This window comes from Streptomyces sp. 1-11 (assembly GCF_007176755.1).
Taxonomy (GTDB): Bacteria; Actinomycetota; Actinomycetes; order Streptomycetales; family Streptomycetaceae; genus Streptomyces.
This window is the reverse complement of record NZ_BJTV01000002.1, coordinates 1-11,964: the sequence shown is the minus strand read 5'-3', so window position 1 is coordinate 11,964 and position 11,964 is coordinate 1. Positions and strand designations below refer to the sequence as shown.

The following is an 11,964-nucleotide window of genomic DNA, read 5'->3' as shown; positions in this document are numbered from 1 at the left end:
CTCTCCCGTGCCAGAACTTGATCTACGGTCCAGCATGGCACGAGGACCTGGACTACTCGCCCCCGGCCAGCGTGTGCGCGACCAGCGCGTTGGCGTGGCCGTGCCCGAGACCGTGCTCGTCCTTCAGCCAGGCGACCAGTTCCATGTGCCTCGTCAGCGGCGAGGAGCGGATCAGCTCCTGCCACTCGCCGACCGGACGGCCGTACTTCTTCTCGATGGCGGGGAAGTAGCTCGCCGGGCCCTTCACGGTCTTCTCGGTCATGCCGGTGTCCCTTGGTCGATGTCTCCTGATCACCGTGTGAGACCGCCGATCCGCTGGGGAATGATCGGCGGTCCACGGTGATCCCGGTCACATCAGGGGCTGCCCGCGGTCTGACCCTCGACCCGGGCGCGGACCTGCTCCGGCGTCAGATAGGAGTCCGTGTACTCGAAGTCCTTCAGCCGGGCCGGCCTGCGCGACTGGAAGCCGGTGCGCACGAAGTCGTCGCCGGCGATCGCGTTGAGCATCCAGTTGGTCACGACCCGGGTCTTGGCGACGTTGGTGCGCAGCGCGCCGAGGTGGTAGCCGCGGGCCACCGCCTGGGCCGGGAGACCGCGCAGCTCGATGCCCAGCGGCTTGGACACGGCGTCCTTGCCGCCCAGGTCGACGACGAGACCCAGGTCCTTGTGGACGTAGGGCTGGAGCGGCTGGTTGCGCAGCGCCGCGATGACGTTGTCGGCGACCTTGCGGCCCTGGCGCTGGGCGTGCTGGGCGGTGGGCGGGCAGACCGAGCCGTCGCCCTTGGCCACGTCGGGGACGGCGGCCGAGTCGCCGAGCGCGAACACCCCGTCCTGACCGGGCAGGTTCATCTCGGCGTTCACCGCCAGCCGGCCCCGGACCGTCTCCGCGCCGAGCGTGGCGATGAGCGGACTGGCCACCACGCCGGCCGTCCAGATCAGGGTGTGGGTGGGCACCACCCGGCCGTCGGTGAAGGTGACCTCCTCCGGGCCGGCCTTGTCGATCGACACGCCCAGCGAGATCTCGATGCCGCGCCGCTTGAGGATCTCCTGCGCGCTGCGGCCGAGCTTGTCGCCCAGCTCCGGCATCAGCTTCGGCGCGATGTCGATCAGGTGCCACTTGATCAGGCTCGGGTCCAGGCGCGGGTAGCGTCGTACGGCCGCGTGCGTGAGCCGCTGCAGACAGGCCGCGGTCTCGGTGCCCGCGTAGCCGCCGCCGACCACCACGAACTGCAGCCGCGCCGCCCGTTCGGCCGGGTCGTCGCTGGCGTCCGCGAGGTCGAGCTGCGAGATGACGTGGTCGCGGATGTAGGCGGCCTCGGCGAGGGTCTTCATCCCGAAGGCGTGCTCGGTGAGCCCCGGGATGTCGAAGGTGCGGGTCACGCTGCCCGGCGCCAGCACGATGTAGTCGTACCGCTCGTTGACGATCTTGTCGGTGAGGGTGCGGACGACGCAGACCTTCGACTTCAGGTCGACGCCGATCGCGCCGCCCGGGATGATCCGGGTGCGGTACTTCCGGCTGCGGCGCAGCGACAGGGCGATCGACTGCGGCGTGAGCACGCCGGAGGCGACCTGAGGCAGCAGTGGGAGGTAGAGCTGGTAGGAGACCGGCGTCACCAGCGTGACGTCGGCCTCGTCGGGGGTGAGCTTCCGCTCCAGGCGGCGGACGCACTCGACTCCTGCGAAGCCTGCGCCAACCACCAGGATCCTGGGTCGTGTCACGGTGTCCATCCCTCTCTGCGGCTCCAGGCGGTTCGACCTGACGTCGTTCGCCTGCCCCGGATCGCTGTCACCATCGCGATCCCATCGCGACTAGGGCCGTTCCGCCAGCCGGGCGCGGCAGGCAGACGAACGGGTGGGGGCACCGGCGCCCCGCGGAGCCGGAGTATCCGGATGGCGCGCGCTTACACGTGGCGCCCGTGAACCGGTCCGGCCGTCACCAGGGCAGGAAGACGTGGATGTCCTTGCCGCGGTCCTGGACCACGACGCTCACCTGGTCGCACAGCGTGTGCACCAGGTGCCAGCCGATGCCGCCGCCGCCCGCGTCCGGATGGAAGGGCCGCGGCTCGGGCCGGGTGGTGCTGGTGTCGTGCATCGTCACGTGCACCCCGTCGAAGGTGCGGCGCATGTGCAGGCCGAACGGCCCGGGAGCGTATTGGATGACGTTGGCCGCCAGCTCCGTGACGACGAGGAGGATGTCGTCCCAGTACTCCGGCGCGGCCGGCGGGGCGTGCCGTGCCAGATCGCCCAGGAACTCCTCGGCGGCGAGCCGGGCGCCCGTGACGTTGCGCAGCTCACCCGGGAAGGAGTAGGCGCGTTCGTACCTCTCCTCCGAGGGCGGTGTGTCGTCCCAACGCGGCTCCGTCGACATCGAAATCCCCGGGCCCCGGTCGGACGGGGCCTCGGCCCTGTCCGACCGGCGCGGTCTAGTCCTGGTCGGTCCCTGCTGCGGGTTCCCTCAGCACGGCGGGATATCCGTCCCTCTGGTCGCCCGGCGCCCCGCGGGCACCTTCCGCCCTGCCGGACGCCCGGGCGGACCGCGCACTCTAGCGGAAGACGCTGTCGGGCTCGTCCCAGTCGGCCGGCTCCCGCACGGACGGCCGCCGCGCCGTCCGGGACCGTGCCTCGTACATCGCGTCGATCTCGGCGGCGTAGTGCCGTGCGATGGCGTCGCGGCGCAGCTTCAGCGACGGCGTCAGCAGACCGTTGTCCGGGGCGAACGGCTCCGGCAGGACTCGGTAGACCCGGATGGACTCCGCGCGGGACACCGCGCTGTTGGCCGAGGCGACGGCCCGCGCGATCTCCTCCATGAGCGCGTTCTCCTCGCGTGCCTCCCGGCCCGGCGCGTCGCCCTGGAGCGCCAGCGCCGCCCGCCAGTGCGCGAGGAACTCCGGGTCCAGGGTGATCAGGGCCCCCACGCAGGGCCGGTCCTCACCCACCACCACCGCCTGGTGGATCAGCGGGTGCAGCCGCAGCCGCTCCTCCAGCGGCTGCGGCGCCACGCTCTTGCCGCCGCTGGTGACCAGGACGTCCTTCTTGCGGCCGGTGATCGTCAGATAGCCCTCGGAGTCCAGCCGGCCGATGTCCCCGGTGGCCAGCCAGCCGCCGCGCAGCGCGCCCCGGGTACGCCCCTCGTCGCCGACGTAGCCCTGGAACACCGACGGGCCGCGCACCAGGATCTCCCCGTCGTCGGCGATCCGGACCTCGGTCCCCGGCAGCGGACGGCCCACGGTCCCGGACTTCTCCCGGCCGAGCGGCTGCATGGTGATCCCGCCGGAACACTCGGTCAGACCGTAGCCGTCGTGGATGCGCAGGCCGATGCCCTCGTAGAACAGGGACAGCTCGCGGCTGAGCGACGAGCCGCCCGAGCTGCCCCGCAGCACCCGGCCGCCGAGCGCGTCGCGGAGCCTGCGGTACACCGTCCGCTCGTACAGGGCGTGCTGCAGGCGCAGGTCCAGGCCCGGGCCCGGCCCGCGGCCGAGCCGCTTGCGCTCCTGGGCCCCGGCGAAGTCCCGCGCGGTCTGCGCCGCCCGTTCGAACAGGGCACCGCGGCCCGCCTGGTGCGCCGTCCGCAGGAAAGTCTTGTACAGCTTCTCGAACACCGACGGCACGCCGTAGAGGTACGTCGGCCGGAAGGTGCGCAGCGCCGAGGCCAGGGCGGCCCCGGTCATGTCGGGCTCGTGCCCCATCAGCACCCCGCCGCGCAGGCACACGAGCTGGATCATGATGCCGTACACATGGGAGAAGGGCAGGAAGGCGAGGACCGACGGCTGCTCGCCCGGCGGCGCGGCGGTGTGCAGCCAGCCGGCCAGCAGCGTGTCGCACGGGTAGGCCAGGCCCCGGTGGCTCAGCGCGCAGCCCAGCGGACGGCCCGAGGTGCCCGAGGTGTAGGCGACGGCCGCCGTCGCGTCCGGCAGCACGATCCGGCGCAGCGACTCCACCGTGGTCAGCGGTACGGGCGCGCCCTGCTCGGACAGCCGGCTCAGGGCGCCCGCGTCGAGCTGCCAGACGTGCCGCAGCCGCGGCAGCCCCGCGCACACGGTCCCGACCGTCATCGCGCCCTGTTCGTCCTCCACCACGACCGCCACGCACCCGGCGTCCCGCAGGATCCACTCCACCTGCTCCCGGGACGACGTCGGATGCACCGGCACGACCTCCGCGCCGACGGTCCACAGCGCGTGGGCGAACACCGTCCACTCGTACCGGGTGCGGGCCATCACGGCCACCCGGTGCCCGGGCGAGATCCCGGCCGCCACCAGGCCCTTGGCCAGGTCGGTCACCTCGTCCCGCAGCTCGACCGCCGTCACCTCCTCCCAGCCGCCGGGCGCCGCGTCCGAACGGCGGGCCAGGACCGGCAGGGACGGGGTGCGCTCCGCGGTCTCGAAGACGCTGTCGGCGAGCCCGCCGGTCAGCGGGCGTGCGGCTGCTGGAGCGAGGGCGTCGTCGCGCATGCGCTGCTCCCGGGGTTCACGGAGGGTGACTGCGCCGGTCGGCTCGGTGCCGGCGGTGCTCGAATGTAGCCCAGGGAAGCGGTTTCGGGGCCCGGATCAGGCAAGTCGTGATCGGGTGATGATCTGGGCGTGTCCGGGGGACTCGGCAGACATGACTCATGTGAACCCCGATCCGGAGCCCGAGCGGACCACCGGGCTGGAGCCCGGAGGCGGAGTCCCGCCCGGCGAGACGCCGCCCGCCGAGAGCAGCATGCCGGAGGCCGGGCCCCGGGAGACGCACAGCACGGCCAAGGGCTGGGGCAAGGCGCCGCTGACGCTGATCCTCGTCCTCGTCGTCGTGATCGCGGCCTTCTTCCTGGCCTACGCGCTCAGCCTGATCTTCTGACCGGCCGGAGGAGGGGCGGCGCCGGCCGCGGGGCGGGTGACATCCGCCCCGCGGCCGGGCCGCTCAGTCCTGCGTGCGGCGCACGCACTCGGTGACGACGTCGCGCAGGCTGCCGCCGCGCTCCATCAGCAGCCGCTGCTCACGGGCGCCGTTGCCCCGGCGCAGCAGCCCGGCGACGGCCTCCTCGGCGCGGTCCGCGTCCCCGCTCTCGGCGAGCGCGTCCGAGGTGTGCTCCAGCAGCGCCCGCAGCACCTCGGTGGCGGGGCGGGGCCGCATGGTGCGGGGGTCGAGCAGGTTCTCGTCCAGGCCGGACCGGGCGGCCTGCCAGGCGGCCAGCCGCAGCAGGCTCACACTGTGGTCGGCCGGCGGCTGGCCCTCCCGCCACTCGCGCGCCGCCGTCTCCACCAGGCCGCGGGTCAGCGTGGCGACCAGGACGGCGGTGTCCGCGCGCAGGCACACGTCCGCCACCCGCACCTCCACGGTCGGGTAGTTCGCAGACACCCGGGCGTCGAAGTAGATCATGCCCTCGTCGAGGATGACCCCGGTCTCCACCATGTCCCTCACCCGGCGGTGGTACCGCTCGGCCGAGCCGAACAGCTCCGTCGGCCCCGCCGACGGCCAGCGCCCCCAGACCTGGCTGCGGTACCCGGCGTACCCGGTGTCCCGCCCCTGCCAGTAGGGCGAGTTGGCGCTCAGCGCGGTCAGCGCCGGCAGCCACGGCCGGATGCGGTCCAGGACCGCGACCGCCTCCTCGTCGGACTCCACCGACACGTGCACGTGGCAGCCGCACACCAGTTGTTCCCGGGTGGCGATGCCGTACTGCCCGGCCATCCACTGGTAGCGGTCGTTCATGCTGATCGACGGGCTGACCGGAAGCGGGGAGGAGGCGAGCGCGGCGACCGCGCAGCCGATCTCCCCGGCGTGCCGGCCCGCCTCCTTGCGGCAGCGCACGATCTCCTCGCCCAGAGCCGCCATGTCCGACTGCGGATGCGTGGCGAACTCCAGCATCTGCCCGTACAGCTCCTTCTCGAAGACGTCCTGTCCGGGATCGTCCTGAGCGGCCCGGGCGAGGACGGCTGCCGACAAGGCCCTTGGCTCGCCGCTGTCCGGGTCCACAAGGAGGAGCTCCTCCTCCACTCCCACCGTGCGCAAGGCCGTGCCGTCCTTCCGTCCGCGCCCCAGGGGCGGTAGCCGAGTCTGTACGACCCCGACTGCCCCTGGGGCGGCGGTCGACACCTGCCGGTCAGCGCTCGGGGCGCAGCCAGACGGTGGCGAGCGGCGGCAGGGTCAGGCGCAGGGACCCGTCCTCCGGCTTGAGCGCCCCGGGGGCGCCGACGCCCACACCGCCGCCGCCGTAGCGGACGTCGTCGGTGTTGAGCGCCTCCGACCAGGCCGGGACCTCCTCCGGCACCCACAGGCGGTAGTCCTGCCGGACGACCGGGGAGAGGTTCGACACCGAGAGCAGCGGGGACCCGTCCGTGTCGAAGCGCAGGAACGCGAAGACGTTGTCGTCGGCCGCGTCGCACAGCACCCAGCGGAAGCCGCCCGGGTCGGTGTCCCGGCGCCACAGCGCGGGGGTGTCCCGGTACAGCGTGTTCAGGTCCCGCACCAGGTCCTGCACACCGCGGTGGTCACCGGCCGCGCAGTACTCCGGGTCCAGCAGCCACCACTCGGGCCCGTGCGCCTCGGAGAACTCGCCGCCCTGCGCGAACTCCTGCCCCATGAAAAGCAGTTGCTTGCCGGGGTGGGCCCACATGAAGCCCAGGTAGGCGCGGTGGTTGGCCCGCCGCTGCCACCAGTCGCCCGGCATCTTCGACACCAGCGCCTGCTTGCCGTGCACGACCTCGTCGTGCGAGATGGGCAGCACGTAGTTCTCGGTGTAGGCGTACACCATCGAGAACGTCATCTCGTTGTGGTGGTACTTGCGGTGCACCGGCTCCTTCTGGATGTACTCCAGCGAGTCGTGCATCCAGCCCATGTTCCACTTCAGCCCGAAGCCGAGTCCGCCGCTGTCCGTCGGCCGGGTCACCCCGTCCCAGGCGGTGGACTCCTCGGCGATGGTCACCACGCCGGGGCAGCGCCGGTAGACGGTCGCGTTCATCTCCTGCAGGAAGGCGACCGCGTCCAGGTCCTCCCGCCCGCCGAAGACGTTCGGCGTCCACTGACCGGAGTCACGGGAGTAGTCCAGGTAGAGCATGGAGGCGACGGCGTCCACCCGGAGCCCGTCGATGTGGAACTCCTCGCACCAGTACACCGCGTTGGCGACCAGGAAGTTGCGCACCTCGGTGCGCCCGTAGTCGAAGACGAAGGTGCCCCAGTCCGGGTGCGTGGCGCGCTGGTCGTTCCCGGGTTCGTACAGCGGGTCCCCGTCGAAGGCGGCCAGCGCCCAGTCGTCCTTCGGGAAATGCGCCGGCACCCAGTCCATGATCACGCCGATCCCGGCCCGGTGGCAGGCGTCCACGAAGTACCGGAAGTCGTCCGGGGTGCCGAGCCGGGCGGTCGGGGCGTAGTACGAGGTGACCTGGTAGCCCCAGGAGGGGCCGTAGGGGTGCTCCATGACCGGCATCAGCTCGACGTGGGTGAAGCCCATGTCGCTCACGTACGCCGGGAGCTGCTCGGCCAGCTCGCGGTAGGTCAGCCCCTTCCGCCAGGACGGCAGGTGCACCTCGTACACCGAGAACGGCGCCTCGTGCACCCGGGTGCCGGCGCGCCGCGTCATCCAGTCCCCGTCGCCCCACTCGTGGTGCGCGGCCGTCACCACGGAGGCGGTGTCGGGCGGCGCCTCGGTACGGCGCGCCATCGGGTCGGCCTTGAGGAACCGGGCGCCGTACCGCGAGGTGATCTCGAACTTGTACCGCGCCCCCTCGCCGATGCCGGGCAGGAACAGCTCCCACACGCCGGACGCGCCGAGCGAGCGCATCGGGTACTGCGTGCCGTCCCAGTACGTGAAGTCCCCGGCGACCCGCACGCCCTGGGCGTTCGGCGCCCAGACGGTGAAGCGGGTGCCCGTCACGTCCTGGTGGGTCATGGGCTCGGCGCCGAGCGCCTGCCACAGGTGCTCGTGCCGGCCCTCGCGGATCAGATGGAGGTCCAGCTCGCCGAGCGCGGGCAGGAAGCGGTACGGATCGTGCACCTCCTGCTCGCCGTCGTCGTACACGACCCGCAGCGTGTAGGGCGGGATCTCCGCGAAGGGCAGCACGGCGGCGAACAGCCCGCCGCCCTCCGAGACGAGGTCCCGCCGCTCGCCGTCCACGACGACGCTCACGGTACGGGCGTTCGGGCGCAGCGCCCGGAACAGGACGCCGCCCGGCACCGGGTGGGCGCCCAGCAGGGCGTGCGGATCGTGGTGCGCGCCGCCCAGCAGCCGGTCGCGCTCCGCGGGGTCGAGCGGCGGGGCCGTGCCGGGCCCGGCGGACTCGGGGGGCACGGTGTCGCGCAGTGCCATGACGTCAGCCTCCCCACACGGCGAGCCGCTTGATCGCCGCCATCGGTACCGGCAGCCAGTCCGGCCGGTGTCTCGCCTCGTACAGCACCTCGTAGACCGCCCTGTCCGTCTCGTGCGCGCGCAGCAGCGCGTGCTTCTTGCGTGGGTCCCAGCCGGCGCGGGCCGCGTAGCCCGCGCAGAACGCCTCCCGGCAGCGGCGCGCCCACTCGGGACGCCAGGGGCGGCGCTGCCGGGCCGCGTAGTCGAAGGAGCGCAGCATCCCGGCCACGTCCCGCACCGGGGACTGCGCGGCCCGCCGCTCGGCGAGCGGCCGGGACGGCTCCCCCTCGAAGTCGATGACGAACCAGTCGCGTCCGGCGCGCAGCACCTGGCCGAGGTGCAGGTCACCGTGGATGCGCTGGGCGGGCGGCCCGGTGTCGCAGGTGGCCAGCGCGCCGAACGCGGCCCGCAGCCCGGGGACGTAGGGCCGCAGGCCCGGCACGGCGTGCGCGGCGGCGTCCAGCCGGGCGCACATCGCCTCGGCCGTGCGCCCGTTCTCGCCCGGCCCCGCGGGCGGGAAGGCCTCGGCCAGCGCCAGGTGCACCTCGGCCATGGCCCCGCCCAGTTCGCGGGCCTCGGCGGTGAAGTCGTCGTCGGCCGCGAGTGCGCGCAGGGCCAGCGTCCAGCCGTCGGTCGCGTCCGGCAGGAACGGCTGCAGCACGCCCAGCGTGGCCGGCCGGGGCGCGGTCGTGCTGAACCAGGCGACCGGCGCCGGCACCCGGGCGCAGCCCTGCGCGGCCAGCGCGCCGGGCACCTCCAGGTCGGGGTTGACGCCCGGCTGGATGCGGCGGAACAGCTTCAGGATGTACGCGTCGCCGTAGACGATCGACGAGTTGGACTGCTCGGCGTCCAGGAGCCGCGGCGGCAGCCCGCCGGGCAGCTCGAGCGCGGGGGCGGTCTCGAAGCACAGCGGACCCGCCGATCCGGGGTGGCGCAGCCGCTCCAGCAGCAGATGGGCGGAGCGCGGGTCGTGCAGCGCGTCGTAGACGGCGAGCCCGGCCAGCGGTCCCTCCCCGGCCCGGCCGATGAACGCCCGCTCCAGCCGCGGTGTGACGTGCTCGCGCATCCCGAGCAGCAGCTGGTAGCAGTCGCCGGGCGGGGGAGTGCCGCCCGGCGCGGGCACCGGCGCGTGCGAGGCGTGCACCAGCAGGTGCAGGCACCCGGGGAACAGCTCGGTCACCGACAGTACCGACAGATCGGTGACGGGCCGGTCCTTGCCGGCGAACCAGCGTTGCTCGGGCAGCCATTCGCGCAGCAGCCCGCCGAGCGAGGCCAGCGGCCGGTCGGCCCCGGACCCGGCCGCGATTCTCGGTCGGAGGGTGATGGTCTTCGGCATGGTGACGCGTCCTTTCCTCGGCGCCGGGCGCTCAGCGGCGGCGGCCGATGCGGGATGCGACTCGGGTGAGCCGGAACCAGTAGAAGCCGTGGCCCGCGAGGGTCAGCAGGTAGGGCAGTTCGCCGATGGCCGGGAACCGCACCCCGCCGATCAGCTCCACCGGGTGCCGTCCGTCGTAGGCCCGCAGGTCGAGTTCGGTGGGCTGCGCGAACCGCGAGAAGTTGTTGACGCACAGCACGAGGTCGTCGCCGTACTCGCGCAGGAACGCCAGGACCGCGGGGTTGGACGACTGCAGTTCGGTGTAGGAGCCGAGTCCGAACGCGGGGTTCTGCTTGCGGATCTCGATCATGCGGCGCGTCCAGTGGAGCAGGCTGGACGGCGACGACATGGACGCCTCGACGTTGGTGACCTGGTAGCCGTAGACCGGGTCCATGATCGTGGGCAGGAAGAGGCGCCCGGGATCGCTGCTGGAGAAGCCGGCGTTGCGGTCGGGGGTCCACTGCATCGGGGTGCGGACGGCGTCGCGGTCGCCGAGCCAGATGTTGTCGCCCATGCCGATCTCGTCGCCGTAGTACAGGATCGGGCTGCCAGGAAGCGACAGCAGCAGGGCGGTGAACAGCTCGATCTGGTTGCGGTCGTTGTCGAGCAGCGGCGCCAGCCGGCGGCGGATGCCGATGTTGGCGCGCATGCGGGGGTCCTTGGCGTACTCCGCCCACATGTAGTCGCGTTCCTCGTCGGTGACCATCTCCAGGGTCAGCTCGTCGTGGTTGCGCAGGAAGATGCCCCACTGGCAGTTCGACGGGATGGCCGGGGTCTTGGCGAGGATCTCGGAGACCGGGTAGCGGGACTCGCGGCGCACGGCCATGAAGATGCGCGGCATGACGGGGAAGTGGAAGGCCATGTGGCACTCGTCGCCGCCGGAGGTGAAGTCGCCGAAGTAGTCGACGACGTCCTCGGGCCACTGGTTGGCCTCGGCGAGTAGCACGGTGTCGGGGTACTGGGCGTCGATCTCCTTGCGGACCCGCTTGAGGAACTGGTGCGTCGCCGGCAGGTTCTCGCAGTTGGTGCCCTCCTCCGCGTAGAGGTAGGGGACCGCGTCGAGCCGGAACCCGTCGATGCCCAGGTCCAGCCAGAACTTCAGGGCGGCCAGGATCTCCTCCTGGACGGCCGGGTTCTCGTAGTTGAGGTCCGGCTGGTGCGAGAAGAAGCGGTGGAAGTAGTACTGGCCGCGCACCGGGTCGAAGGTCCAGTTGGAGGCCTCGGTGTCGACGAAGATGATCCGTGCTTCCTCGTAGCCCTTGTCGTCGTCGGCCCACATGTAGAAGTCGCCGTAGGGGCCGCCGGGATCCTTGCGGGACTCCTGGAACCACGGGTGCTGGTCGCTGGTGTGGTTCATGACGAAGTCGATGATCACGCGCATGCCGCGCTGGTGCGCCGCGTCGGTGAACTCCACGAAGTCGGCCAGGTCGCCGAACTCGGGCAGTACGGCGGTGTAGTCGGAGACGTCGTAACCGCCGTCCCGCAGAGGGGACTTGAAGAAGGGCGGCAGCCAGAGGCAGTCGACGCCGAGCCACTGGAGGTAGTCGAGCTTGGCGGTCAGGCCCTTCAGGTCGCCGATGCCGTCGCCGTCACTGTCGTGGAACGAGCGGACGAGGACCTCGTAGAAGACGGCGCGCTTGAACCACTCCGGATCCCGGTCCTTCGCGGGAGTGTCCTCGAAAGTGTCCGGCACGGGGTCGTTGACAGTCATGACGCTGAGGGCCCTCCGATCTGGGGCGTCGATCGCCCGACGTGGAGCACGTGCGCCGGCGTCCGGCCGGGCGTCAGGCGCACGTAGTTGGTCCTGCCCCAGTGATAGCTCTCACCTGTCAGTTCGTCGTGCACGGACAGGGCGGCGTTCCAGTCCAGGCCGAGTTGCGGCATGTCCAACGAGACCGTGGCCTCCTGGGTGTGGTGCGGGTCGAGGTTGACGACCACGATGACCGTGTCCGGGCCCGTGCTCTTGCTGTAGGCGAGCACGTTGTCGTTGTCGGTCCGGTGGAAGCGGAGGTTCCGCAGACGCTGTAGCGCGGGGTGCTGCCGCCGGATGGCGTTGAGGCGGGTGATGAGGGGGGCGATGGTGCGGCCCTCGCGTGCGGCGGCTTCCCAGTCGCGGGGTTTGAGCTGGTACTTCTCGGAGTCGAGGTATTCCTCGCTGCCTTCCCTGAGCGGGGTGTTCTCGCACAGTTCGTAGCCGCTGTAGACGCCCCAGGCGGGGGAGAGGGTCGCGGCGAGGACGGCGCGGACCTCGAAGGCGGGCCGGCCGCCGCTC

The 11,964-nt window shown here is 72.1% G+C and carries 10 protein-coding genes; 1 reads left to right on the top strand and 9 read right to left on the bottom strand.

The features are described from left to right. Positions 1-52 precede the first annotated feature (52 nt). The 4 genes from TNCT1_RS04375 to TNCT1_RS04360 form a co-directional block, all read right to left on the bottom strand. A complete protein-coding gene (locus TNCT1_RS04375) occupies positions 53-262 on the bottom strand; it encodes a DUF4287 domain-containing protein (RefSeq protein WP_143628396.1) in 210 nt (69 codons plus the stop codon). 92 nt (positions 263-354) lie between these two features. Continuing rightward, positions 355-1,728, bottom strand: coding sequence for an NAD(P)/FAD-dependent oxidoreductase (locus tag TNCT1_RS04370; protein ID WP_174266146.1), 1,374 nt, complete (start codon positions 1,726-1,728; stop codon positions 355-357). 205 nt (positions 1,729-1,933) lie between these two features. Further along, positions 1,934-2,368, bottom strand: a complete 435-nt coding sequence (locus TNCT1_RS04365) for an ATP-binding protein (RefSeq protein WP_143628392.1) — start codon at positions 2,366-2,368, stop codon at positions 1,934-1,936. 175 nt (positions 2,369-2,543) lie between these two features. Next, on the bottom strand, positions 2,544-4,448 hold the full coding sequence (locus TNCT1_RS04360) for a long-chain fatty acid--CoA ligase (RefSeq protein WP_143628390.1): 1,905 nt from the start codon (positions 4,446-4,448) through the stop codon (positions 2,544-2,546). Between the two features lie 151 nt (positions 4,449-4,599). On the opposite strand from TNCT1_RS04360, the gene TNCT1_RS04355 reads away from it, so the two are divergent. After that, on the top strand, positions 4,600-4,833 hold the full coding sequence (locus TNCT1_RS04355) for a DUF6480 family protein (RefSeq protein WP_143628388.1): 234 nt from the start codon (positions 4,600-4,602) through the stop codon (positions 4,831-4,833). A 63-nt stretch (positions 4,834-4,896) separates the two neighbouring features. On the opposite strand, the gene TNCT1_RS04350 is transcribed toward TNCT1_RS04355, so the two are convergent. The 5 genes from TNCT1_RS04350 to TNCT1_RS04330 all read right to left on the bottom strand — a co-directional run. After that, positions 4,897-5,985, bottom strand: coding sequence for a glutamate--cysteine ligase (locus TNCT1_RS04350; RefSeq protein WP_143628385.1), 1,089 nt, complete (start codon positions 5,983-5,985; stop codon positions 4,897-4,899). A 91-nt stretch (positions 5,986-6,076) separates the two neighbouring features. Beyond that, positions 6,077-8,278, bottom strand: a complete 2,202-nt coding sequence (gene glgB / locus TNCT1_RS04345) for a 1,4-alpha-glucan branching protein GlgB (protein ID WP_143628383.1) — start codon at positions 8,276-8,278, stop codon at positions 6,077-6,079. A gap of 4 nt (positions 8,279-8,282) precedes the next feature. Continuing rightward, positions 8,283-9,653: a maltokinase gene (locus TNCT1_RS04340; protein ID WP_143628381.1), complete on the bottom strand. Its 1,371-nt coding sequence runs from the start codon at positions 9,651-9,653 to the stop codon at positions 8,283-8,285. 31 nt (positions 9,654-9,684) lie between these two features. Then, positions 9,685-11,403, bottom strand: coding sequence for a maltose alpha-D-glucosyltransferase (treS, locus tag TNCT1_RS04335; protein ID WP_143628379.1), 1,719 nt, complete (start codon positions 11,401-11,403; stop codon positions 9,685-9,687). After that, positions 11,400-11,964 (bottom strand): alpha-glucosidase C-terminal domain-containing protein (locus tag TNCT1_RS04330; protein WP_143628376.1); only part of this gene is annotated, 565 nt, incomplete at its 5' end. The genes TNCT1_RS04330 and treS, both read right to left, overlap by 4 nt.